Source organism: Streptomyces antarcticus, assembly GCF_026627255.1.
In the GTDB taxonomy this organism is placed as follows: domain Bacteria; phylum Actinomycetota; class Actinomycetes; order Streptomycetales; family Streptomycetaceae; genus Streptomyces; species Streptomyces antarcticus.
The window spans coordinates 41589-65197 of the sequence record NZ_JAPNLM010000029.1 but is presented as its reverse complement, the minus strand read 5'-3'; the positions used below and the strand labels follow the sequence as shown (position 1 = coordinate 65197).

At 73.7% G+C, this 23609-nt stretch carries 23 protein-coding genes, 1 other RNA gene and 1 pseudogene; 16 read left to right on the top strand and 9 right to left on the bottom strand.

From position 1 onward, the window contains the following. Window positions 1–24: 24 nt before the first annotated feature. The 6 genes from OTB16_RS32365 (at window position 25) to OTB16_RS32340 (ending at window position 5065) form a co-directional block, all read left to right on the top strand. Entirely contained in the window at window positions 25–1212 is a 1188-nt protein-coding gene (locus OTB16_RS32365; RefSeq protein WP_267725356.1) for a lipid-transfer protein, read from the top strand. A gap of 180 nt (window positions 1213–1392) precedes the next feature. Further along, a complete protein-coding gene (locus OTB16_RS32360; RefSeq protein ID WP_267725354.1) occupies window positions 1393–1770 on the top strand; it encodes a hypothetical protein in 378 nt (125 codons plus the stop codon). Continuing rightward, window positions 1725–2165 carry a Tn3 family transposase gene (locus OTB16_RS32355; protein ID WP_267725353.1) on the top strand — a complete coding sequence of 147 codons (441 nt, stop codon included), beginning with the start codon at window positions 1725–1727 and terminating at the stop codon, window positions 2163–2165. Before OTB16_RS32360 ends, OTB16_RS32355 begins: the two co-directional genes overlap by 46 nt. A 313-nt stretch (window positions 2166–2478) precedes the next feature. Continuing rightward, entirely contained in the window at window positions 2479–3942 is a 1464-nt protein-coding gene (locus OTB16_RS32350; protein ID WP_267725351.1) for a PP2C family protein-serine/threonine phosphatase, read from the top strand. Between the two features lie 5 nt (window positions 3943–3947). Further along, a complete protein-coding gene (locus tag OTB16_RS32345; RefSeq protein WP_267725349.1) occupies window positions 3948–4325 on the top strand; it encodes an STAS domain-containing protein in 378 nt (125 codons plus the stop codon). Between the two features lie 179 nt (window positions 4326–4504). Next, window positions 4505–5065, top strand: coding sequence for a recombinase family protein (locus OTB16_RS32340; RefSeq protein WP_267725347.1), 561 nt, complete (start codon window positions 4505–4507; stop codon window positions 5063–5065). Window positions 5066–5317: 252 nt separating this feature from the next. Here OTB16_RS32340 and OTB16_RS32335 read toward each other — a convergent pair whose 3' ends face one another. Then, on the bottom strand, window positions 5318–5677 hold the full coding sequence (locus OTB16_RS32335) for a response regulator (RefSeq protein WP_267725426.1): 360 nt from the start codon (window positions 5675–5677) through the stop codon (window positions 5318–5320). A gap of 263 nt (window positions 5678–5940) precedes the next feature. Here OTB16_RS32335 and OTB16_RS32330 point away from each other — a divergent pair, with 263 nt between their 5' ends. From OTB16_RS32330 to OTB16_RS32320, 3 genes are read left to right on the top strand one after another with little or no spacing between them, the layout of a single operon-like run. Continuing rightward, window positions 5941–6795, top strand: coding sequence for a MaoC/PaaZ C-terminal domain-containing protein (locus OTB16_RS32330; protein ID WP_267725345.1), 855 nt, complete (start codon window positions 5941–5943; stop codon window positions 6793–6795). A 26-nt stretch (window positions 6796–6821) separates the two neighbouring features. Further along, window positions 6822–7898: a Zn-dependent alcohol dehydrogenase gene (locus OTB16_RS32325; protein WP_267725343.1), complete on the top strand. Its 1077-nt coding sequence runs from the start codon at window positions 6822–6824 to the stop codon at window positions 7896–7898. 24 nt (window positions 7899–7922) lie between these two features. Further along, window positions 7923–8864, top strand: a complete 942-nt coding sequence (locus OTB16_RS32320; RefSeq protein WP_267725340.1) for a 3-oxoacyl-ACP reductase — start codon at window positions 7923–7925, stop codon at window positions 8862–8864. A gap of 76 nt (window positions 8865–8940) precedes the next feature. On the opposite strand, the gene OTB16_RS32315 is transcribed toward OTB16_RS32320, so the two are convergent. Continuing rightward, window positions 8941–10014 carry a hypothetical protein gene (locus tag OTB16_RS32315; RefSeq protein ID WP_267725338.1) on the bottom strand — a complete coding sequence of 358 codons (1074 nt, stop codon included), beginning with the start codon at window positions 10012–10014 and terminating at the stop codon, window positions 8941–8943. A gap of 380 nt (window positions 10015–10394) precedes the next feature. Between OTB16_RS32315 and OTB16_RS32310 the strand changes: the two genes are divergently transcribed. From OTB16_RS32310 to OTB16_RS32300, 3 genes are read left to right on the top strand one after another with little or no spacing between them, the layout of a single operon-like run. Next, entirely contained in the window at window positions 10395–11252 is an 858-nt protein-coding gene (locus tag OTB16_RS32310) for a Nif3-like dinuclear metal center hexameric protein (RefSeq protein ID WP_267725336.1), read from the top strand. Continuing rightward, window positions 11249–11992, top strand: a complete 744-nt coding sequence (locus tag OTB16_RS32305) for a zinc ribbon domain-containing protein (RefSeq protein WP_267725425.1) — start codon at window positions 11249–11251, stop codon at window positions 11990–11992. The genes OTB16_RS32310 and OTB16_RS32305 overlap by 4 nt, the downstream gene beginning before the upstream one ends. Beyond that, entirely contained in the window at window positions 11992–13353 is a 1362-nt protein-coding gene (locus OTB16_RS32300; RefSeq protein WP_267725334.1) for a bifunctional RNase H/acid phosphatase, read from the top strand. Before OTB16_RS32305 ends, OTB16_RS32300 begins: the two co-directional genes overlap by 1 nt. A gap of 97 nt (window positions 13354–13450) precedes the next feature. Here the strand turns inward: OTB16_RS32300 and OTB16_RS32295 are convergent, their stop codons facing one another. After that, on the bottom strand, window positions 13451–13801 hold the full coding sequence (locus OTB16_RS32295; RefSeq protein WP_267725332.1) for a hypothetical protein: 351 nt from the start codon (window positions 13799–13801) through the stop codon (window positions 13451–13453). Between the two features lie 184 nt (window positions 13802–13985). Then, an RNA gene (gene rnpB / locus OTB16_RS32290) (RNase P RNA component class A) lies at window positions 13986–14388 on the bottom strand. 77 nt (window positions 14389–14465) lie between these two features. Between rnpB and OTB16_RS32285 the strand changes: the two genes are divergently transcribed. Then, window positions 14466–15200 (top strand): MerR family transcriptional regulator, encoded by a 735-nt coding sequence (locus tag OTB16_RS32285; RefSeq protein WP_267725330.1) that lies wholly within the window; start codon window positions 14466–14468, stop codon window positions 15198–15200. Continuing rightward, window positions 15197–16063, top strand: coding sequence for a hypothetical protein (locus OTB16_RS32280; RefSeq protein WP_267725327.1), 867 nt, complete (start codon window positions 15197–15199; stop codon window positions 16061–16063). The genes OTB16_RS32285 and OTB16_RS32280 overlap by 4 nt, the downstream gene beginning before the upstream one ends. A 27-nt stretch (window positions 16064–16090) precedes the next feature. Here OTB16_RS32280 and OTB16_RS32275 read toward each other — a convergent pair whose 3' ends face one another. Continuing rightward, a complete protein-coding gene (locus OTB16_RS32275) occupies window positions 16091–17533 on the bottom strand; it encodes an RNB domain-containing ribonuclease (protein ID WP_267725325.1) in 1443 nt (480 codons plus the stop codon). Between the two features lie 101 nt (window positions 17534–17634). On the opposite strand from OTB16_RS32275, the gene yaaA reads away from it, so the two are divergent. Then, a complete protein-coding gene (gene yaaA / locus OTB16_RS32270) occupies window positions 17635–18438 on the top strand; it encodes a peroxide stress protein YaaA (RefSeq protein ID WP_267725322.1) in 804 nt (267 codons plus the stop codon). Window positions 18439–18560: 122 nt separating this feature from the next. On the opposite strand, the gene OTB16_RS32265 is transcribed toward yaaA, so the two are convergent. Both OTB16_RS32265 and OTB16_RS32260 read right to left on the bottom strand, forming a co-directional pair. After that, window positions 18561–19310, bottom strand: a complete 750-nt coding sequence (locus tag OTB16_RS32265; RefSeq protein WP_267725320.1) for a bifunctional DNA primase/polymerase — start codon at window positions 19308–19310, stop codon at window positions 18561–18563. 175 nt (window positions 19311–19485) lie between these two features. Next, the gene (locus OTB16_RS32260) at window positions 19486–20097 is read right to left on the bottom strand and encodes a TetR/AcrR family transcriptional regulator (protein WP_267725318.1); all 612 of its coding nucleotides are present in this window, start codon (window positions 20095–20097) and stop codon (window positions 19486–19488) included. Between the two features lie 141 nt (window positions 20098–20238). Here OTB16_RS32260 and ddaH point away from each other — a divergent pair. Beyond that, window positions 20239–21060, top strand: a pseudogene (gene ddaH / locus OTB16_RS32255) (dimethylargininase); the annotation flags it as partial. Window positions 21061–21124: 64 nt separating this feature from the next. Here ddaH and OTB16_RS32250 read toward each other — a convergent pair. Both OTB16_RS32250 and OTB16_RS32245 read right to left on the bottom strand, forming a co-directional pair. Continuing rightward, a complete protein-coding gene (locus OTB16_RS32250; RefSeq protein WP_267725315.1) occupies window positions 21125–22141 on the bottom strand; it encodes a small ribosomal subunit Rsm22 family protein in 1017 nt (338 codons plus the stop codon). Between the two features lie 67 nt (window positions 22142–22208). Then, window positions 22209–23510, bottom strand: coding sequence for a Bcr/CflA family multidrug efflux MFS transporter (locus tag OTB16_RS32245; protein ID WP_267725314.1), 1302 nt, complete (start codon window positions 23508–23510; stop codon window positions 22209–22211). Window positions 23511–23609: the final 99 nt, after the last annotated feature.

The following is a 23609-nucleotide window of genomic DNA, read 5'->3' as shown; positions in this document are numbered from 1 at the left end:
AGGGACTGAAGGGACAGCAGGGACATGAAGTCGTACATCGTGGGCGTCGGCATGACGAAGTTCGAGAAGCCGGAGTCGAGGGACTGGCAGTACTGGGACATGGCGAAGGAGGCCGGGTCGGCGGCGCTCGCAGACGCGGGCGTGGACTACGGGCTGGTGGAACAGGTGCCGGTGGGCTACTGCTTCCAGGCCTCCACGGCCGGCCAGCGGGCGGCGTACGAACTGGGGCTGAGCGGGGTCCCGGTCTACAACGTCAACAACAACTGCGCGACCGGTTCGACGGCGCTGATGATGGCGCGGCAGTTCGTCGAGGGCGGGATCAACGACTGCGTGCTCGCGCTCGGCTTCGAGAAGATGAAGCGCGGCGCGCTGGGCGGCGGCGCCGACGGCGGGGACTTCAAGACCTCGCCGGTGGCCCGGCACTACGGAATCATGGCCGCCGGGCACGGCTTCGAGATGTCCCCGCCCACCGCCCAGATCTTCGGGAACGCGGCGCGCGAGCACATGGAGCGGTACGGGACCACGGCCGCGCAGCTGGCGGCGGTGGGCGCCAAGAACCACCGGCACTCGGCGAACAACCCGAACGCGCAGTTCCAGGACGTGTACTCGGTGCAGGACATCCTGGCGGCCAAGCCGATCCACGACCCGCTGACCAAGCTCCAGTGCTCGCCGACCTCGGACGGCGCGGCGGCGGCGCTGGTGGTCTCGGAGCGGTTCGTGGTGCGGCACGGGCTGCACGACAAGGCGGTCGAGATCGTGGCGCAGTCGATGACGACGGACACGGAGGCGTCGTTCGCCTCGGGTTCGTGCATCGACGTGGTCGGCAAGCCGATGACCGCCGCGGCGGCGCGGCAGGTGTACGAGGCGTCGGGGCTCGGGATCGAGGACGTGGACGTGGTGGAGCTGCACGACTGCTTCTCGATCAACGAGCTGCTGACGTACGAGGCGCTGGGCATGTGCGGGGACGGCGCCGCCGGGGAGCTGGTGGAGAGCGGGGCGACGACGTACGGCGGGCGGTGGGTGGTCAACCCGTCCGGCGGGCTCATCTCGAAGGGGCACCCGCTGGGGGCGACGGGGCTCGCGCAGGCGGCGGAGCTGGTGTGGCAGCTGCGGGGCGAGGCGGGCCCGCGCCAGGTGCCGGGAGCGGGGGTGGGCCTCGCCCACAACATCGGGCTGGGGGGTGCGGCGGTGGTGACCTTGCTCCGGAGGTAGCGGAGCCGCCCCCGAGGCTCGGCCGGTGCCGTGCGGTGCGGTGCCTTGCCGTGCGGTGCCGTGCGGGGCCCGATCCGCCGGGGCGGCCTGGCGGTGAACGGCCTGATCGACAAGCACGCCTGGACGTTCTGAGTCCTGGACGCGCTGCTGACCGCGCTCAAACGCCGGGACGTCTTCGCGGTGGGCGGCGACGTCTGGGGCGACCCCAGGGCGCGGCTGCTGTCCGGTCCGACCTGGGCTGTCACCCGGCCCAGGGTGCTGACCGCGCTGGAGCTGCCCGGCACCGCCGAAGAGCACCTGGGCGAGCTGGAAGTGCTGCTGGACGAGATGTACCGGCACGTCGCGGAGAACCTGCCCGACAACGCGGCCGTCGACATCGTGGACGGGAAGATCCGCCTGGACCGCCTGGACGCCGACCCGCTGCCGGCGGGCTACCAGGTGGTCCACGACGCGGTGCAGGCGATGATGCCCCGAGTCGACTGGTCTCGCGCCAGCGAATCCAGGTGGCCAGGGTGCGCGACCACTGGGAAGACATGCTCCGCGTGGCCGGCTCCCTGACCACCGGGACCGTGCGCGCCTACGACCTGCTGCGGATGATGAACAACGGCGACCGGATGACCGGCCTGGGAGACGCGTTCGCCGCCTACGGACGGATCTTCAAGACCCTGCATCTGCTGCAGTTCATCGATTCCGAGGTGTACCGCAGGATGATCGGCGTTCAGCTGAACATCGGCGAGGGCCGCCACGCGCTGGGCCGCGCGATGTTCTTCGGCCGCCTGGGCGAGGTCCGTCATGCCTACCGGGACGGGATGGAGAACCAGCTTGGGGCGCTGGGCATGGCGATCAACGCCGTCGTTTTCTGGAACAGCCTGTACATGGATGCCGCCGTCACGGAGTTGGAGGCCGGAGGGCTGACCGTCTCCCCCGAGTCCGCTCCCGGCTCTCCCCGCTGATCCATGATCACATTAACTTTCACGGACGGTATCCGATCGTCCGCTCCCACGGCGCCGACGCGCTGCGGCCCCTGCGCGATCCCGGTGGTGCCGAGGACTAAGCCCTTGGCGTCAGGAACTGGCGACCGGCCACGGGCCGGTCAGGGCCCCGCCTCCGTGGGCCCACGGGGGTCAGACAGCGTGGGGCAGGTCGGCGACTCCCGATGCACCGCTGCCCTCAGACCGGCACATGGGAGGGGAAGGGGAGGGCGCTAGGCTCTTCTACGGCTACCGCCCAGGTGGCCGGGGTGCCTGTCGGGAGGGGAAGAGTTCGATGGCAGTACCGGAGCCCGTCCCGAAGCTGAGCCGGATACCGCGTGCGCCGAAGGCGCTGGTGGAGGACCGTCGGATGGAGGCGGTGCGCCGCTACGACATCCTCGATACCCCGCCGGACGGGGCGTTCGACCGGGTCGCGGCGCTGGCGGCCCGCCTGTTCGACGTGCCGGTGGCGACGGTGACGATCGTGGACAGCGACCGGATCTGGTTCAAGGCCACCCGCGGGCTGGACGGAGTCACCCAGATCGGCCGCGACCCGGGGCTGTGCGCCTCGGCGATCCTCGGCGACGACACCCTGGTGATCCCCGACACCCTCACCGACCCCGTCGCCTGCGCCAACCCCCTGGTCACCGGCGCTCTGGGAGCCCGGTTCTACGCGGCCGCCCCGATCATCACCTCCGACGGGCACCGCCTGGGCACCGTCAACATCCTCGATACCACACCCCGTAAGATCACCGAGGCCGACACCGCCACCCTGGCCGATCTGGCGGCGATGGTGATGAGTGAGCTGGAACTGCGCCTCTCCGCGCTGCGCCTGGTACGCGCCGAGCGCGAGCGCGCGGAAGTCGAACGCGTGATGCGCCAGCAGGCGGAGAAGGACAAGGCTGAGCTCGCCGCGTTCGCCTCCACTTTGCAGCGCACCCTGCTGCCGCCCGCCCTGCCGGCGATCCCCGGCATGGAGCTGGCCTGCCATTATTTCACCGCGTCCGCCCGCGCGGTCGGCGGAGACTTCTACGACGTGTTCTCCCTGGGCGGCGGCCGGTGGGCATTCTTCCTCGGTGACGTGTGCGGCAAAGGCGCCGACGCCGCCGCGGTGACCTCCCTGACCCGCTACACCCTGCGCGCCGCCGCCTGGCACGACCCGGACCCCGTCACGGTCCTTCAAGCCCTGAACGCAGCCCTGCTCATGGACCCCAGCGTCGGCAGCCGTTTCTGCACGGCCGTCTTCGGCACCCTGGAACCCGCGGCGCAGGGGGGCTTCGCTGTCACCCTGGGCACCGGCGGCCATCCCCCGGCCTACCACCTCCATCCCGCCGACGAGGGTTCACCCGCCCATGTGGATGCGGTGCGGGCGCAGGGCGGCATGCTGATCGGGGCCGTGGCCGGCGCCCGTTTCGCCTCACACACCGTGCACCTGGCCCCCGGCCAGGCCCTCCTGCTCTACACCGACGGGATCACCGAAGCCCGGAACGCCAAGGGCGAACTGTTCGGCGATGACGCCCTGAATGATCACCTGACCCGCCACGCCGCCGCCTGCGGCCCCAGCGTCAGCGCGGTCACCCTCATCGACGACCTCGCCGCCCTGCTCGACACCTTCCCCGACGGCCCCGGAGACGACGTGGCCCTCCTGGCCCTCACCGCCCTGCCCACCTCACCGGCCGGCCCCGCACCCACCGCGGCAGCCACCGCCCACACCACCGCCGGCCCCGCCCAGCGCCGCCCGAACGAGCAGGAGCACTGACCACCATGGCTCCCGCCGTACACCTCACCTGCCACCACACCGACGGCCCCCTCGCCCTGGCCGCCGTCACCGGCGACATCGACTTCGACACCGCCCCCAGCCTGCGCGACCGCGCTCTGAACCTCCTCGCCCAAGGCCACCACCACCTGATCCTGGACGTCGCCGACGTCAGCTTCTGCGACTCCTCCGGCCTCAACGCCCTCATCGGCATCATGCGCTGCGCCCAGGAACAAGGCGGCACCCTCTCCCTGGCCGCCGTCCCCGACCGCCTGCTGCACCTGCTCCAGATGACCGGCCTGGACACCGTCCTGCCCACCCACCCCACCGCCACCGAAGCACTCACCGCTCACCAGGCGCAACAGCACAACCCAGCCACAGCCTGACGCCGGTAACGGACCTCGCTGGCGAAGAGCGCATGTCCGCTCAGCGGGGGCCCCGGCGTACGGAAACGATCGTTCGCGATACACAAAGATCCACATGACGTTCCCCCGGGTCGCGACTGTAACGCTTCCCGCGTACGCACCTATGTAACGTACTACCCCGTTCACGTTACAGTGCGGGCATGAGAATCGGCGTCGCCCGGGTCAGCACCCGTGATCAACATCCCGAAGCCCAGCAGGACGCGCTCCGAGCCGCCGGCTGCGAGAAGGTCTTCACCGACAAAGCGTCCGGCAAGCTCGCCCGACGCCCCGAGCTCGACAAAGCGCTCATGGTCGCCCGCGATGGCGACCAGCTCGTAGTGACCAGGCTCGACCGGCTCGGCCGCTCTCTGGAAAACCTCATCGAGCTGTCCAAACGGCTGGAGGCCGAGGGCGTCGACCTGGTCGTGCTCGATCAGGGCATCGACACCTCCACCGCGGCCGGCCGGATGTTCTTCCAGATTCTGGGCGCGGTCGCCGAATTCGAGCACGCCCTGATGTCCGAGCGCACCGTGGACGGCCTGGAGGCCGCCCGCGCCCGGGGCCGCACCGGCGGACAGAAGCCCAAACTCGGCCCCCGCCAGGTCCAGCTCGCCCGCGAGATGTACGACTCCGGCGACTGCACCGTCCAACAGATCGCCAACGAGTTCGGCGTCACCCGCCCCACCATCTACCGCCACCTCGACAGGACCGCCACACCATGATCAATCCTTAGCGTTCAATCCGGGGCGAATATCGGCGTGACCCGGCTCCGCCCCGGACCCCGCGCCTCAAACGCCGGCGAGGCTGGATTTGGCCGGCGCGGCCACCGGATTTCGGCTGACGCCAGGCACATTCAGCCCCGCCGGCGTTTGAGGCGCGGGGGTCCGGGGGCAGCGCCCCGGGGGTTCGGGGCGGAGCCCCAGGGGGTTACGGGGCGCCGGGCGTTCGGGTTCGGGGCGGAGCCCCGGGCCGGGTTATGGGCCCGTCAGGGTCGGGTCCACCACCGTTTCGCCGCGGGAGGCGCGGCGGACCGCGTCGGCCAGGTCGTCCACCGGACCGTCCCGCAGGACCAGGCCCGCCGCCCCGGCGGCCAGTGCGGCGGCGGCCAGCCCCGGGTGCGCGGACCCCGTCAGCACCAGCACCCGGCACTCCGGGTCCTCGGCCAGCAGTTCCCCGACCGAGTCGGCCTCCTCCACCAGCGCGACCGCCGGGCGGGCCAGCTGGTCCCGTACGACCTCGATGTCCGGCTGGAGGCCCAGCTGTATGGCCAGCGCGGGGTTCGGCGGGTGCAGCAGCACGCGCAGGGATCGGGCAGGCCGGTGCGCAACGGGCATTTCGTCCACCTGGTCAGGGTAGGCCTCCGACCTCCGATCAGGCCAGGGGGCGCCAGCCGGACATCACATCTGACGTCCAATCAGGAGTCGGGCCGCGAGTCTTCCCAACTGCTGGGGGGTGCATTATACATTCCTTCACCGGCCCAGTCCTAGAACGCGTTCTAGAACGTGCTCACCGAGCCGGTCCCGCATACGACCTCGGTGCGACCGACGGTGCGGACGGCCGCACCGAGGTCTTCCACAGGACAAGGAGCAGCATCCTCATGCCGATCGATGCCGCCAAGGCCCTCGCCGCAGACCCCCGCCGGGGGGACATCGGCTGGGACCACAAGGACATCCAGCTCTACCACCTCGGCCTCGGCGCGGGCCTGCCCGCCACCGACCCCGACGAGCTGCGCTACACCCTGGAGTCCAAGCTCCACGTCCTCCCCAGCTTCGCGACCGTCGCCGGCGCGGGCATGGCCATGATGGGCGGCCTCGCCGCCCCCGGGATCGACGTGAACCTCGCCGCCGTCCTGCACGGCGGCCAGTCCATCCGGCTGCACCGGCCCATCCCCGTCAAGGGCGAGGCCACCACCACGGCCAAGGTCGCCGCCGTGTACGACAAGGGCAAGGCGGCCGTCATCGTGCTGCGCTCCGACGTCGCCGACGCCGAGGGGCCGTTGTGGACCAGCGACGCGCAGATCTTCGTACGCGGTGAGGGCGGCTTCGGCGGCGAGCGCGGGCCCTCCGTCAGGGAGGAGCTGCCCGAGCGGGCGCCCGACCGGACCGAGGAGCGCACGATCCGCGAGGAGCAGGCGCTGCTCTACCGGCTCTCCGGCGACTGGAACCCCCTGCACGCCGACCCGGAGTTCGCCAAGCTGGCCGGATTCGACCGGCCGATCCTCCACGGCCTGTGCTCGTACGGCATGACCCTCAAGGCCGTCGTCGACACGGCGCTGGACGGGGACGTCTCCCGGGTCCGCGCCTACCGCACGCGCTTCGCCGGGATCGTCGTCCCGGGCGAGACGCTGCGCATCCGGATGTGGCGGGAGCCCGGCCGCGTCCTGGTGTCGGTGACCGTCGCCGACCGGGACGACGCGCCGGTCCTCGCCGACACCGTCGTCGAACACGCGTAAGACAGACCGACAGAAGGAGCCGCACCGTGCGCGCAGCACTGCAGAGCGAGATCGGCCAGGACAAGCTGGAGGTCGTCGACGACATGGAGGCCGTGGGCCTCGGTCCCGGCAAGGTGAAGATCCGCGTCAAGGCCACCGGCCTGTGCCACTCCGACCTCTCCGCGATGAGCGGGATCCTGCCGCAGCCCGCCCCCTTCGTGCCCGGCCACGAGGGCTCCGGGGTGATCGCCGACGTCGGTGACGGCGTCACGGACCTGAAGCAGGGCGACCGGGTCCTCGTCTGCTGGCTGCCGCCGTGCGGCCGGTGTCCGTCCTGCAAGCGCGGCCAGGGCCACCTCTGCCTGGCCAGCCTGGTCAACGCCGGCACCCCCAACTTCCGCCGCGCGGGCGGCGACATCTTCGGCTTCGCCGCCACCGGCACCTTCGCCGAGGAACTGGTCGTCGACGCCGCGTGCGCCGTACCGATCCCCGACGACGTGCCGTTCGACATCGCCGCCCTCATCGGCTGCGGCGTCACCACCGGCCTCGGCGCCGCCATCAACACCGCCAAGGTGGAGGCGGGCTCCTCCGTCGCCGTCATCGGCTGCGGGGGCGTCGGCATCTCCGTCATCCAGGGCGCCAAGATCCAGGGCGCCGCACAGATCGTCGCCGTCGACCCGGTGGAGTCGCGGCGGGACGCGGCCCTGCGCTTCGGGGCCACCGAGGCGGTCGCCCCGGACGCCTTCGACGACGCCAAGAACCGCATCACCGGCGGCGAGGGCTTCGACTACGTCTTCGAGGTCGTCGGCAAGTCCGCCACCGCGCAGACCGCGTACAAGATGACCCGCCGCGGCGGCACCGTGTGCGTGGTCGGCGCCGGCGCCATGGACGACACCTTCCAGATCGACATGTTCTCGCTGTTCTTCGACGAGAAGAGGATCCTGCCGTCGATGTACGGCGGCGGCGACGTGCTCCGCTCCTACGAGCGCACCATCGCCCTGTGGCGGGCCGGCCGGGTGGACCTGGAGAGCCTGATCACGCACCGGGTGCAGCTCGCCGAGATCAACGACGCCCTCGACCAGATGCGCACCGGAACCGCCCTGCGCACATGCATCGAACTCTGACCCGTCTCGAGAGGAACCGTACGGATGTCACTGCCACTTGAGGGACTCTCCGCCATCGTCACCGGCGCCGGCCGCGGCCTCGGACGGGCCGAGGCGGTCGAACTGGCGCGGCTCGGCGCGAGCGTGGTCGTCAACGACTTCGGCCAGCCCGGCCGGGACGGCTCCGGGGAGGCCTCGGCCGCACCGGCGGAGGAGGTGGCCGCGGAGATCCGCGCCGCGGGCGGGCAGGCGGTGGCGCACCTGGGCGACGTGGCCGACTTCGAGCAGGCGCGCGAGCTCGTCGAGCTGGCGGTCAGCAGCTTCGGGAAGCTGGACGTCCTGGTCAACAACGCGGGCATCCTGCGCGACCGGATGGTCTTCTCGATGTCGGAGCAGGAGTGGGACTCGGTCATCCGGGTCCATCTCAAGGGCCACTTCAACACCACCCACTTCGCCTCCGTGCACTGGCGGGAGCGCTCGAAGGCGGCGGGGGGCCCGGTCTACGGCCGGATCGTCAACACCTCCTCCGAGGCCTTCCTCGGCGGCTCGGCCGGCCAGCCGAACTACGCGGCGGCCAAGGGCGGCATCGTGGGCCTGACGACCTCCACCGCCCTGGCCCTGGCGAAGTACGGGGTGACGGCCAACGCCATCTGCCCGCGCGCCCGCACCCGGATGACCGAGGACGTCTTCGCCGGGTTCCAGGTCCCGGAGGAGGGCAAGCTCGACGCCCTCGCCCCCGAGCACGTCTCGCCGCTCGTCGGATACCTGGCCTCGCCGGCCTCCGCCAAGGCCAACGGGCAGCTGTTCGTCGTGCACGGCGGGATCGTCGTCGTGATGGAACGCCCCAGGGTGGCCGCCAAGTTCGACACCGCCAAGGAGTCCTTCTCCTACGAGGAACTCGACGAGCTCCTCACCCCGCACTACGAGGCGCGCCCCGCGAACGAGACCTTCGCGGCGACGGAGGTGCTGGGCCTCAAGCACGGCTGACCGGTACCGGTGCCCTCACAGGTGCCGGTGCCGGTGCCGGTCGCCGATGCCGCCGCCGGCCCCCGCGCGCCCGGTGTCACCGCAGCGGAGCCTGCTGCAGCGGCACCGGGCGCGGCGCCGCCGGCGGCGGCGGGTCCACGCGGACCGGCGCCGGGGGCGCCACCGGCAGGCTCATCCCGAGGACCCCGCAGGGCACCTCGGGCGTCGCGTACGGCAGGTGCAGCCGGCCCTCCGCGCTCCACAGGCCCGTCCCCCCGAGCCAGCCCACCGGGGCGCCGAGCCGGAACACGTGCCGGTCGGCGGGGCGCCACAGGGCGAGCCCGCCCCCCTCCAGCCGCAGCGCGACCCCGCAGGTCTCCGGCATCAGCGCCTGGCCAGGCTGCACGGCGAACGGCACGGCCGTGGCCCCGTCCGCGCGCAGGCAGTCCGGGAAGCGCACCGGAAGGGAGCTGCCCAGCACCCCCCAGCCGAGGCGCGGTTCGCCCGGCGCGTCGGAGCGGAGCAGCAGCAGCCCGCTGTCGGGGTCGGCCAGCAGCAGCCGGTCGTCGCTGTCCTCGGTGATCTGGAGCAGCGGGGACACCTCGCCGCACCCCAGGTCCACGGCGACGGCCTTGACGGCGCCGTCCAGTTCGCGGTCCAGGGCCAGCAGCCGGCCGGACCGGTCCAGCCAGACGCCGCCGGAGCACCGGCCCGCGACGCGGGCGACCTGCTGGGGCCCGAAGGGACCGCCGGCCACCCGCCAGACCGTGGTCCCGGCGTCGGACGCGGCCAGGGCGAACGCCGAGTGGCCGTCCGGCGACGGCGGCAGCATCGTGACCAGGACGCCCTCCTCCCAGTCCACCGCCCCGAGGGACAGCTGCCCGGTGCGCGGCCCGGAGGCGGCGCCGGTCGGGTACAGCAGGGCGAAAGCGTGCCGGTCCGCCACCCGCCGGTGGATCAGCACCCGGCCGTCCGCCAGCGGCAGCACCTCGCTGTCGGCCTCCTCGGGCTGCGCGAGCGGCAGCGGCACCGCGTACGCCTCGGGCCCGGCGAGGGTCCAGCGCTCCACGTACCGCGCCTGCCCGTCCCCGGCGAGCCGGGCGGCGTACGACCCGTCCGCGGCGATCGTGAACGGGGTCGTGGTCGTCATCTCGATGGCACAGACAGTCATCCGTGCGTCACCTCCGGAGTGGAAGCTAGTTTTCGCACGTCACGCCGAACAACACCAGCAACTCCGCTTCACACATACGGGTGGCCGCGCGGGGATTCGGCTGTACGGGAGGCGGCGATTGTGCTGTGCGATAACGGGGCGTTTGGGGTGCAGAATCGGTTAGGCGGGCCGTACCGGACGTCCGGCCGGCCTTCGACCCGCTCCCGACCCGCGGCCGGGCGGCTCCGTCCGACCCCCGGCCCGCCCCCGGCCGGCGGCCGGCCCGGCCCACGCCCGCCGCCGGCCCGGACGACGCGTGGACCGGCCGCCGCCCGGCGGCCCCGCGGCCTCCGGGGCCGGTGGGGCCGTGGGCCGGTCGCCACGGACGGTAGCCTTGGCCCGTGCCCCGTCTCTCTGAAGTCATCGCCGCGCTGGACGCTCTCTGGCCCCCCTCGCGGGCCGAGCAGTGGGACGCCGTCGGCACCGTCTGCGGCGACCCCGATGCCGAGGTCACCCGTGTCCTGTTCGCCGTCGACCCGGTCCAGGAGATCGCCGACGAGGCGGTGAAGCTGGGCGCCGACCTGATCGTCACCCACCACCCCCTCTACCTGCGGGGCACCACCACCGTCGAGGCCGGCACCTTCAAGGGCCGTGTCGTGCACACGCTGATCAAGAACGACATCGCGCTGCACGTGGCCCACACCAACGTCGACAGCGCCGACCCCGGAGTCTCCGACGCCCTCGCGGGGGCCCTGGACCTGCGGATCACCGGACCCCTCGTGCCCGACCCGAGCGACCCGGCCGGCCGCCGCGGCCTCGGCCGGATCTGCGAGCTGGACCACCCCGAGACCCTGCGCGAGTTCGCCGCCCGCGCCGCCGCCCGGCTGCCGCGCACCGCGCAGGGCGTCCGCGTCGCGGGCGACCCGGACGCGGTCATCCGTACCGTCGCCGTCAGCGGCGGCTCCGGCGACAGCCTCTTCGATCAGGTGCGGGCCGCCGGCGTCGACGCCTTCCTGACCGCCGACCTGCGCCACCACCCCGTGTCCGAGGCCCGCGAGCAGAGCCCGCTCGCCCTCGTCGACGCCGCCCACTGGGCCACCGAGTGGCCCTGGTGCGAGCAGGCCGCCGCGCAGCTCGACGCGATCTCCGAGCGCCACGGCTGGGGTCTGCGGACCCACGTCTCGCGCACGGTCACCGACCCGTGGACGGCGCACGCGCCGTCCGTGAGCACCCCTTCTATCTCTGGAGCCCCCAACTGAACGCCGAGCCCGCCGACCAGATCCGACTTCTCGACATCCAGGCCCTGGACGTCCGGCTGTCTCAGCTCGCCCACAAGCGCAAGTCGCTGCCCGTGCACGCCGAGCTGGACACGCTCACCAAGGACCTCGTCCAGCAGCGCGACCTGCTCGTCGCCGCCCAGACCCAGGCCAGCGACACCGCGCGCGAGCAGACCAAGGCGGAGCAGGACGTGGACCAGGTGCGCACGCGCGCCGCCCGCGACCAGCAGCGGCTGGACTCCGGCGTCGGCGTCTCGGCGCGCGACCTGGCGAACCTGCAGAACGAGGTCGTCTCCCTCGCCAAGCGCCAGGGCGACCTGGAGGACCTGGTCCTGGAGGTCATGGAGCGTCTGGAGGCCGCGCAGGAGCGGGTCTCCGGTCTGACCGGGCGGGTCACCTCCCTGGAGGCCGAGACGGCGGACGCCACCGCGCGCCGCGACGCGGCCACCGCCGAGATCGACGCCGAGGTCGCCAAGATCGAGAAGGACCGCGAGGTCATCGTCGGCTCCATGCCGGACGCGCTGATGGCGCTGTACGAGAAGATCCGCGTGAAGCAGGGCGGGGTCGGCGCCGCGCGCCTGTACCAGCGCCGCTGCGAGGGCTGCCGCCTGGAGCTCGACATGGCCGAGGTCAACGAGATCAAGGCCCAGCCGCGCGACCAGGTCGTGCGCCACGAGAACTGCGGCCGCATCCTGGTCCGTACGGCCGACTCGGGCGTCTGATGCAGAGGCTCGCCCGGGTCGTCGTGGAGGCGGACGGCGGCTCCCGGGGCAACCCGGGGCCCGCCGGCTACGGCGCGGTCGTCCTCGACCCGGCGACGGGCGAGACGCTCGCCGAGCGCGCCGAGTCGATCGGCGTCGCGACGAACAACGTGGCGGAGTACCGGGGCCTGATCGCCGGGCTCCGGGCGGCGCGCGAACTCGCCGCGGACGCGCGGGTGCTGGTCCGGATGGACTCCAAGCTCGTCGTCGAGCAGATGTCGGGCCGCTGGAAGATCAAGCACCCGGACATGAAGCCGCTCGCGGCGGAGGCGGCGAAGATCCTGCCGCGCGCGCAGGTGACGTACGAGTGGATCCCGCGCGAGCAGAACAAGCACGCGGACCGGCTCGCCAACGAGGCGATGGACGCGGGCAAGCGCGGCGAGCGGTGGGAGCCGTCGGGCTCCACGGCCGTCTTCGACCGGGGCGCCGCCCGCGCCCTGGTGACCCCGCCGCCGTCGGGCCCCGTCGGGGACGCGACGGCCGGTGCGGCGGCGGTACGGGCCGCCCTCGCCTCCGGCGCGGGCACGCGCGCCCGCGCGGCGGCGGAGCCCGCCCGCGCCGACACGCTGTTCGCGGACGAGGAGGCGGACGCGGGCGGGTACGCGGGCACGGCTCCCGCCTCCGGGACCTCCGGGACGGCGGCTGCGGCGACGGCGGCCGCGGCGGGTACGGCCGCTCCCGGCTGGGGACCCGACATGGGCGCCCCCGCCACCTTCGTGCTGCTGCGCCACGGCGAGACCGCCCTCACCCCGCAGAAGCGTTTCTCCGGCAGTGGCGGCTCCGACCCGGAGCTGTCCCCGGCCGGCCGTCGCCAGGCGGCGGCCGTCGCCGGGTCCCTCGCGGCCCGCGGCACCGTCCAGGCGGTGGTCAGCTCGCCGCTGCGCCGCTGCCGCGAGACCGCCCAGGCCGTCGCGGACCGCCTCGGGCTCACCGTGACGGTCGAAGAGGGCCTGCGCGAGGTGGACTTCGGCGCCTGGGAGGGCCTGACCTTCGCCGAGGTCCGGGAACGTTTCCCGGACGACCTCCAGGCCTGGCTGGACTCCCCCCGGGCCGCCCCGACGGGCGGCGGCGAGAGCTTCGCGGCCGCCACCCGCCGGATCTCCGCGACCCGGGACCGGCTGCTGGCCGCGCACGCGGGCCGCACGACGCTGCTGGTCACGCACGTGACCCCGGTCAAGATCCTGGTCCGGCTGGCCCTGGGGGCCCCGCCGGAGTCGCTGTTCCGCATGGAGCTCTCGGCGGCCTCGGTGTCGGAGGTGGCCTATTACGCCGACGGCAACGCCTCGGTCCGCCTGCTCAACGACACCTCGCACCTGCGCTGACGCCCCGTCCCGCCACCGGCCGTCGCCCCGCCACCGGCCCGGCGGCACGGGCCGCGCGGGGCACGGGTCGGCCGGGGCGCGGTCCCGCCGGGCCGGATCAGCCGAGGAAGTGCTCGCAGTCCGGACAGCGCCGCCGGGCCGTAAGGGCGAGGTTGCCCGCGGTGGCCCGCGCCGGGCGGTCCTCGCCCAGCCCCGCCCACTGCCCGGCCGGCGGGTCGGGGATCCACCCCCACCCGGCCTCCTCCGGGGACTCCACGCAGTGGACGCAGCCCTGCGGGACGTGCGCGTACCCCTGGGGAGAGATCAGGATCCTGTCGAAGGCGAAACCCTGACGGGCCCGGGGGGCGGCCGTGGCCGCGTCCACCGCGCGGGGGCTGCTTCCGTTGGCGGGACAGTCGCACCCTTCGCCGACGATCAGTTCACACCTGTCGCACCGTTCTCTGCTCATGGGTCAAGGATCCGTCCCGGGGAGGACCCGGTGCGACCCGGTCCGCCAGGCGAGACCGCCGCCCTCCCGCGGGGGGCCGGGCCGGGCAGGCGGCGGACCGGGCCGGACGGGGCCTGGCCGGACGGGACCGGGCGTGAAAAAACCGCCCCGGGCCCGGGGTGAGCCGGGGCGGGGCGGAAAGCGGCAGACGAGCCGGCCTGTACGCCGGGTTCTGTCTCCCGGAGACCTCGCGGTCGCCGGGGAGACGGCCATCCATCTAGGACCGGCGTTGCCGCCGGCCTCGTGCGGTCTACCCGCGAACATCGGGCGGGCAGCCCTCAAGCGTTCGCGCAGACCCGTCCGGGGACGGATCCTCTTGACCTTGCTCCGGGTGGGGTTTACCTAGCCGCCTGGGTCACCCCAGGCGCTGGTGGTCTCTTACACCACCGTTTCACCCTTACCGGGGACCGAAGCCCCCGGCGGTCTGTTTTCTGTGGCACTGTCCCGCGGGTCACCCCGGGTGGGCGTTACCCACCACCCCGCCCTGTGGAGCCCGGACGTTCCTCGGCGGGATCCGGAGACCCCGACGCGGCCGCCCGGCCGACTCGTCTGTCGTGCCGACCATGCTACCCGGGGCCGCGCCGTGCCTTGACCTTGACGCAACGGCAAGGTTTCTACTGGGGGCATGCGGATCGGAGAGATCGCCGCGCTCGTCGGGCTCACCACCCGGGCGATCCGGCACTACCACCATGTCGGGCTGCTCCCGGAACCGGAGCGGCGCCCCAACGGATACCGGGCCTACAGCGTCCGCGACGCCATCCTGCTGGCCCGCGTGCGCCGGCTCACCGAGCTCGGCCTGAGCCTCGACGAGGTCCGCGACGTGCTCGCGGACGACGCCGGGCGCGAGCTGGCCGACGTACTGGCCGAGCTCGACGCCGACCTGGCGCGCCAGGAGGCCGCCCTGCGGGAGCGGCGCCTGCGGCTGGCCGCGCTGCTCGCGGAGCCGCCCGGCGACACCGGGCCCGTGTCGCCCGCGCTCGCCGCGCTGCTGGCGCGGGCCCCCGAGACGGCCTCGCCGAGCGCCGCCAAGGACCGCGAGTACCTGACCCTGCTGGACACCACCGGCACCGGCGGCCGCCAGGTCTACGAGGTGCTCGGCGCGGTGGCCGCCGACCCCGCGATGCTCGCCCTGTACGAGCGCCTCGACGCGCTCGCCGGGGCCCCCGCCGACGATCCGCGGATCGCCCCCCTCGCCGACGACCTGATGGCGGCTGTCCCCGAGGGACTGTTCGCCGCGATCCCCGCCGACGGGGCGGTCGTGGCCGGATTCAAGGAGGCGCTGCTCGCCGAGTACGCGCCCGCGCAGGCGGAGGTCGTCCGCCGGCTCATGGACGCTTTCATGGAGAGGGGCCGGGGATGAGCGACGGCGGAGCACGTGAACAGGCACGGGAACGGGCACGGGGCGTACGGGCGGCACGGATCGCGGTCGCCGCCGTCCTGCCGGGGGAACTGGCCCTGGCGGTCTGCCTGGTGGCCGGGGTCCGGCCGCCCGGATGGGCGCTGGCGGGCGCCGAGATCCTCGTCCTGGCGGTGCTGCTGCTGGAGGCCTGGGTGCTGTACTCCCTGTACGCCGCCGCCCTTGCCCGCGGCGAGGACCGCGGGGCGGCCCGGCGGTCGGCGCTGCGGCAGGTGGTGCCGGTGGCGGTGCGCCGCCTGCTCGTCCACGAGCTGCGCTCCGCCGGCTCCCTCGGCCGGTGGGCGCTGCGCAGGAAGCACGGGGTGCGCCCCGGGGACCTCGCCGGCGCGTACACCGGACCCCAGACGGCGATGATGTACGGCCTGCTCTTCGTGTCGGTGATCGAGACGGTGGCCCTGGCCTTCCTCATCCCCTGGCCGGCCGTCCACCGGGTGATGCTGGTCCTGGACCTGTACGGCATCGTGGCCGTCCTCGCCCTGCACGCCGCCTGCGTCACCCGGCCGCACGTGGTGAGCCCCGACGGCTCGCTGCGGATCCGCTACGGAGCCCTCTTCGACCTCGCCGTCCCGCCGGACGCGGTGGCCTCGGTCCGGGTCGACCGGCGCTACCCCGAGGGCCGGCTCGTCACCCTCTCCGAGGACGGGGTGCTCGACCTGATCGTCGGCAGCCAGACCACGGTGACCGTGGAGCTGAACCGGCCCCTGCCCTTCACCCGCCCGCTCGGCGGGCGCGGCGAGGCCCGTACGATCCGCTTCCACGCCGACGATCCGCGCGCTCTGGTCGGCGCCCTGCGGCAGCCCGCCTGACGGCCGAGCAGCCGGGCGCCCGCCCGTTCAGGCCAGGGCGAACAGGACCTTCGCCGTGCCCGGGTCCGCGTGCGTCAGCCGGACCCGGACGCGTTCGCCCAGCGGGAGCGCCGGACCGGCGGACTCGACGCGGCCGACGACCGCCGGGTCCGCCAGCTGGACCGTGCCGACCAGCGGCTCGGCGTCCCTGACGTCGATCACCGTCGCCTCGAACGCCTCCCCGACGCGGTCCTGGAGCAGGGCGGCCTCGACCAGGTCCACGGACTCCCGTTCGGCGGTGTTCGCCAGCCGGGTGCCTTCGGTCATCTCCCGGGGCAGGGCCGCCAGCGCCGACAGCACCCACTCGGGGGTCCCGGCCCCGGCGGCGGCCGCCACGCACAGCTCGCCGGTGTAGCGGTCGACCAGCCGGCGCAGCGGCGCCGTGCAGTGCGTGTACGGGGCCGCCACCGCGGCGTGGACCGCCGGATCGGGGGTCTGGCCGCCGGTGAAGACGGTGTAGCCCGCGCCCCGCAGGAGCGACGTGCACTCCTGGAGGAAGGCGGCGTGGGCGGGGCGGTGCGGGTCGAGCGAGCGGACGAGTTCGGCGTACGGGACGTGGTGCGGCCAGTCGATGCGCAGGGCCTTCGCCGCCCGCCGCAGCCGCCCGACGGCGCCGTCGGGCGCGGTGGGCAGGGTGCGCAGGATGCCGGTCCCGGCGGCGAGCATCAGGTCGGCGGCGGCCATGCCGGTCATGAGGGAGATCTGCGCGTTCCATCCGTCGGCGGGCAGCGGCGCCCGGTAGCCGAGGCGGTAGCCGCCGTCGTGCCCGACGATCTCCTGTTCGGGCACGTTCAGCGAGATGCCGCCGCGCTCGCGCTCCAGGGCCTCGCGGAGCCGGCCGATGTCCTTCAGGAGGGCGAGGGGTTCCTCGGCGGTGCCGGTGTCGATGGCCTTCTGGACCCCGTCGTAGTCGAGTTTGGCCCGGCTGCGGACCAGCGCGCGGCGGACGTCGACGGCCTCGGCCCGGCCGTCCGGGTCGAGGTCGAGCCGCCACAGCAGCGCCGGGCGGGTCCGGTCGGGCAGCAGACTGGCCGCGCCCTCCGAGAGCGGGGCGGGATGCAGCGGGACCCGTTCGTCGGGGAAGTACAGGGTGGTGACGCGGCGGTGGGCCTCCGCGTCGAGCGGGCCGCCGGGGGTGACGAAGGCGGCGACGTCGGCGATGGCGTAGTGCACGCGGTAGCCGCCGCCGGGCCGTCTCGCCAGGTGCATGGCCTGGTCGAGGTCGACGGAGGCCGGCGGGTCGATGGTGAAGAGGGGCAGCTCGGTGGCGTCGTACTCCGGCAGCCGGGGGCCGCGGGCGGCCCGCTCCGCCTCGGCGAGCACCTCGGCCGGGAACTCCCGCGGCACCCCCAGCTTCGTCCGCAGGTCACGCAGCGCCGCCCGCAGGGCAGCCCCGTCTGTGCCGGTGATGTGCAGGTGACGGCGTGGCATGGACCGAGCCTAGGGCCGTCCGGCCGGAGCGGCACGGCGAGCCGTCTACCCTGGCTCCGGGGCCGCATCCCCGCGCCGTGCCGTACCGAAGGAGAACCACCGTGCTCGTGCTGCTGCCGCCCTCCGAGGGAAAGGCCGCCGGCGGCTCCGGCGCACCGCTGAAGCCCGAGTCGCTGTCCCTGCCCGGACTGGCCCCGGCGCGTGCGGCGGTACTGGAGGAACTGGTCGCCCTGTGTGGCGCGGGCGAAGACACCGCGGCGCGCGAGGTGCTGGGCCTGAGCGAGGGACTGCGCGGCGAGGTCGCCAAGAACGCGGAGCTGCGCACGGCGGCGGCCCGCCCGGCGGGCGAGGTCTACACGGGCGTCCTGTACGACGCCCTGGACCTGGCCGGCCTGACCCCGCAGGCGCGCAAGCTCGCCGATGACGCGCTGCTCGTGTTCTCCGGCCTGTGGGGCGCGGTACGGGTCACCGACCGCATTCCGTCGTACCGCTGCTCGATGGGTGTGAAGCTGCCGGGGCTGGGCGCGCTCGGCGCGTACTGGCGCGGCCCGATGGCCGAAGTGCTGCCGCGGACGGCCGGGGAGGGCCTGGTCCTGGACCTGCGCTCGTCGGCGTACGCGTCCGCCTGGAAGCCGAAGGGCGAGGTGGCGGGGCGGACCGCGACCGTGCGGGTGCTGCACGCGCAGATCGTCGACGGCGTGGAGAAGCGGTCGGTGGTCAGCCACTTCAACAAGGCGACGAAGGGGCGGATGGTCCGGGACCTGCTGCTGGCGGGGGCCGTTCCGGCCGGACCCGCCGAGCTGGTCGAGGCCCTGCGGGACCTGGGCTACACGGTCGAGGCCGAGGCCCCCGCGAAGGCCGGCAAGGCCTGGCCGCTCGACGTGGTCGTCTCCCAGATCCACTGAGCCGGATCCACTGAGCCGGATCCACTGAGCCGGATCCACTGAGCCTGATCCGGTGAGGCGCCGCGGCCGGCCCCGTCCGTCCGACGGGGCCGCACGCGTCGTCGGTCCGCCGCCCGCCGGGGCTACGCGCGGCCGAGGGGCCAGGCGACCGTGGCCGGGACCTGGTCCGAGGCACCGGCGTACTGGGCGCAGGCGTCGGTCAGGGTCTCCAGCAGGGTCAGCGGGTCCGGCAGGGGGTGCTCGATGCCGCGGAGCCAGGTCACCGCCTCGTCACCGGGGAGGGCCGCCGGCGGTACCAGGACGTAGCTGCCGCGGCAGTGCCAGCGCAGGCCCGGATGCTCGTCCATGGTCTCGGGGTGGCAGTCCAGCTCGCAGGGCCACCACTCGTCCTCGTCCTCGGGGGTGCCGCGGGTGGCGGTGAAGAACAGCATCCGGGCCTGGTCGCCCGTACCGCCCGACTCGGCGACCGGGCCGACGTCGATCCCTGCCTCCAGCAGGCGGGCCAGTGCGGCGGCGCCGGCTTCGAGGGGGACGTCGAGGACGTCGTGGACCATGCCCGTCGCGGTGATGAAGTTGGCCTGGGGCTCGTTGCGGGCCCACCGCTCGACCTGTGCGCGGTCGGTGGTGGACTGGGTCTGCCAGGCGAAGGAGACGGGGTGCCGCGCGGGCGTCGGACAGCCGATCCGGTCGCACGAACACCGGTAGCCGACGGGATGGGCGGCGGGGGAGATCGGCAGGCCGGCGGCGGCGACGGCCAGGAGGAGCGCCTCGCGCTCGCGTCCGGGATCCTCGGCGGTGGGTTTCTGCCGCCGGCGCAGCCACTGGGACATCCTGCTCTCGCCGCGTTGGACGCGGCCGGACTCAGACCCCATCTATCCCCTCACCAAACCGAACCGTTAACCCGGCAGACGTTTCCATGCTCCCACCATCCTGCGCCCCGGGTGACCGGACTCCTCAACCGGGGGGTTGGGGAGGGGCAGTGGACAACCCCAAGATAAGCACACTATTCGGGCATATGTTCCCGAGGTGCCGTCCGTCCCGCCCCGCCTAGCCCCCGGTGACGTTTGACACCCCGCCCAGCACCCGGTCGACGAGCGCGTCGGTGTACGCGTGCGTGAGCGGGCCCGTGCGCAGCAGCCAGCGGTACGTCAGCGGCCCGAGCAGCATCTCCACCGTCAGGCGTAGATCCGTGTCCGGTGCGATCCGGCCCGCCTCCCGCGCCGTGCGCAGACGCTCCTCGTACAGTGCGAGCTGCGGCTCCAGCAGCTGCTCCGTGAAGCGGGCGCCGAGCCCGGGGTCGGTCGCCCCGGCCGCGGCCAGGGCGCGCGCGGGGGCCTCGTACCTGGCGTCGCCGAACTCGTCCACGGTCGCCCGCAGTACGTACTTCAGGTCGGCCGCGAGGTCCCCGGTGTCGGGGAAGCCGGTCCACCCGCCCTCCGTCTCCGCGTCCCCGGCGAGGGCCAGCGAGGCGTCCAGGAGGACCGCGGCCTTCGACGGCCACCAGCGGTAGATGGTCTGCTTGCCGACCCCGGCGCGGGCCGCGATGGCCTCGATGGTCAGCCGGTTGTAGCCGACCTCCCCGACGAGGGCGAGCGCGGCGTCGAGGATGGCGCGCCGGGAGCGGTCGCTGCGGCGGGCGGCGTCAGGGGTCTTGGTCATGCCGGGAACGTACCAACCCGATACGTCTCGTCTTTTCCCGGCGTTCCCTAAACCACCCGGTCAGTTGACTGCGCCGTTCCCTCGGAGGGGAGACGATTCTCTTCACGCGCGACGCGTGGTCGCGCACGTCGTGCAAGTCGTGAGGAGCCTTCTTTGCGCAGAGACGCCACACCCCGGCGCTACCTGATGTGCCCACCGGCACACTTCAAAGTCACCTACTCCATCAACCCGTGGATGGATCCCACGAAACCGGTGGACCTGCCCCTCGCCCTCGCCCAGTGGGAGGACCTGAGGGACCGCTACCGCTCGCTCGGGCACACGGTCGAGACCCTCGTACCGGACCCCGCGCTGCCGGACATGGTCTTCGCGGCGAACGGCGCCCTCGTCGTCGACGGCCGGGTGCTCGGCGCCCGGTTCGCCCACCCGGAACGGACCGCCGAGGCCGCGATCCACCTCGACTGGTTCCGGTCCCACGGGTACCGGGACGTCCACGAGCCGGCCCACGTCAACGAGGGCGAGGGCGACTTCGCCGTCACCGCCGGCTACCTGCTGGCCGGCCGGGGCTTCCGCTCCAGCCCGCTCTCGCACGACGAGGCCCAGGAGTTCTTCGGACGCCCGGTCATCGGCCTCGACCTGGTCGACCCGCGCTACTACCACCTGGACACCGCGCTCAGCGTGCTGGACGGCGACGAGGTCATGTACTACCCGGACGCGTTCTCGCCGGGCAGCCGGGCCGTGCTCCGGCGGCTCTTCCCGGACGCCCTGATCGCCGACGGGCAGGATGCCGCCGCGCTCGGCCTGAACGCCGTCTCCGACGGCCTGCACGTCCTGCTCCCGCAGGCGGCCACCGGACTGCTGGAGCCGCTGCGGGACCGGGGCTTCGAGCCCGTTCCGATGGACCTGGGAGAGCTGCTCAAGGGCGGCGGCAGCGTGAAGTGCTGCACCCAGGAGCTGCGGCCCTAGGGCCGGGTACGGCTGCCCGCGGCCCGGCGGCGGCCCGGCGGCGGGCAGCTCCGGGCCGGCGGTCCTACGGGGCCGGCGGCCACTCCCGGCCCCAGTCGACGTCGCGCGCCGCCTTGTAGAGGTCGCCATGGCGCTTGGTCACGGTGGCCCGGGTCAGGCCCGTACCGTCCCCGTCCGCGTCCCGCGGACCGCAGAGTTCCAGCAGGACGAGCCCCTTGCGGATCTGCGGCCGCCGCGTGATCCGGTACGCGGCGGGCCGCACCGGGAAGCGGGTCGCGGCGACGTAGCTGAACTTCTCGTCCTCGTAGGCGAGGGAGCCGCCCTTGACCTTCCGGTGCAGCGAGGACCGGCTGACCCGCGCCGAGAAGTGGCACCAGTCCTGGCCGACCTCGATCGGGCAGGTCCCGTCGTGCGGGCACGGGGCGGCCACCCGCATCCCGGCCGCGATCAGCTGCTCGCGGGCCTCGCGGACGCGCAGGTACCCCTCCGGCGTGCCCGGCTCGATCAGCACCACGGCCTGCCCGGCCCGCGCCGCCTCCGCGACGACGGCCGTGCGCGCCTGCGGGGTCAGCTCGCCGAGGACGTACGAGACCGTCACCAGGTCGGCGTCGGGCACGGCCATCCCGGCGCCGATGACGGCCCGCCGCCACCCGGCCCCGCGCAGCGCCTGCGAGGAGGAGGCGCCCGCCAGCTCGCGGCCCAAGGCCAGCGCGGGCTCCGCCCAGTCCAGCACCGTCGTCTCGCGGGGGCCGTCCCAGGTGGCGTCCACCGCCCAGGTCGCGGCCCCCGTGCCGCCGCCCACGTCCACGTGCGAGGCGGGGGCCCAGCCGGGCGCCGCCTCCGCGAGCCCGTCCAGGGCGGACCGTACGGCTTCGAAGGTGGCGGGCATCCGGTAGGCCGCGTACGCCACCACGTCGGAGCGGTCGCGCAGGACGGGCGTGTCCGTCGGGGTCTGCCCCCGGTAGCTGGCGATGAGCCGCTCGACGGCGGCGGTGGCCTGCTTCGGGGGGAGCCCGTCGAGCAGCCCGCCGAGCACGCTGCGGAGGGACTCGGCGCTGGTGGTGGGGGTGGTGGCGTTCACCCGCGAAGTTTACGGCGCCCCCACGGGGCCCCGGGCCGCGAACGGGCGGCGGCCCGGTCCGTACGGGCTACGCGGCCTGCGGCTCGCGGCTCTGCCAGGGGCGGCACATCCCGAGGAAGCAGCCCACCGCCAGCAGCGAGCAGACCAGCTGTACCACCGCCATGGGCACCGCCGTGTCCTCGCCAGCGATCCCGACCAGCGGGGAGGCGATCGCGCCGACGAGGAACGAGGAGGTGCCCAGCAGCGCCGAGGCCGAGCCGGCGGCGTGCGGGGTCCGCATCAGGGCCTGCGCGTTGGTGTTCGGCAGCACCAGGCCCATCGCCGACATCAGCACGAACAGCCCGGCGGACACCGGGACGAGCCCGACCTCCCCGAACACCCCGGTCGACATCAGCAGCAGCACCACCGAGGCGGCGGTGATCACCCCGAGGCCGACGGCCAGGGCGTTGTCCAGGCTGACCCGGCCGACGAGCAGCTTGCCGTTGACCTGGCCGACGATGATCAGGCCGACGGAGTTGAGGCCGAAGAGCAGGCTGAACGTCTGCGGCGAGGCGCCGTAGATCTCCTGCACCACGAAGGGGGAGGCGGAGATGTACGAGAAGAGCACCGCGAACGCGAAGCCGCCGGCCAGGGTGTAGCCGGCGAAGACCCGGTCGCCGAGCAGCCCCCGCATGGTGCGCAGGGCCGAGCCGACGCCGCCGGTGTGCCGCCGCTCGGGCGGAAGCGTCTCGTCGAGCCGGCGCCACACCACCAGGGTGAGCACCAGTCCGACGGCGGTGAGGACGACGAAGACCCCGCGCCAGTCGGCGAAGCGGAGCACCTGGCCGCCGATGAGCGGGGCGACGATCGGGGCGGCCCCGGAGATGAGCATCAGGGTGGAGAAGAACCGGGCCATCTCGACGCCGTCGTACAGGTCGCGCACGACGGCGCGGGCGATGACGATCGCCGCCGCGCCGGCCAGGCCCTGGAGCAGCCGGAAGGCGATCAGCAGCTCGGTGGTCGGGGCCAGCGCGCAGATCGCGGTGGCGAGGACGTAGACGACCATGCCCGCGAGCAGGGGCCTGCGGCGGCCCCACTTGTCGCTCATGGGGCCGATGACGAGCTGGCCCAGCGCCATGCCGGCGAGGCAGGCGGTGAGCGTGAGCTGTACGGTCGCGGCCGGGCTGTTCAGGGCGGTGGTGACCTGCGGCAGGGCCGGGAGGTACATGTCCATCGACAGCGGCGGGAGGGCCGTGAGCCCGCCGAGGATGAAGGTGACCAGCAGACCGGTGCGGCGGGCGGCCGTCAGGGGTGCGGTGGCCGCGGGGGCGGAGGTGGATTCGGGCGACGACTCGTGCGACGGGGCCGTCGCGGGGCCTCTCTCCGACATGCGGAACTCCAGTCATCTCGTGTGTTTTCTGACCCCTGACCGACCCATGCTCTCAGCTGTCGGAACGTCCGGAGGCCGGCGCCCGGTGTGACGTAGCCT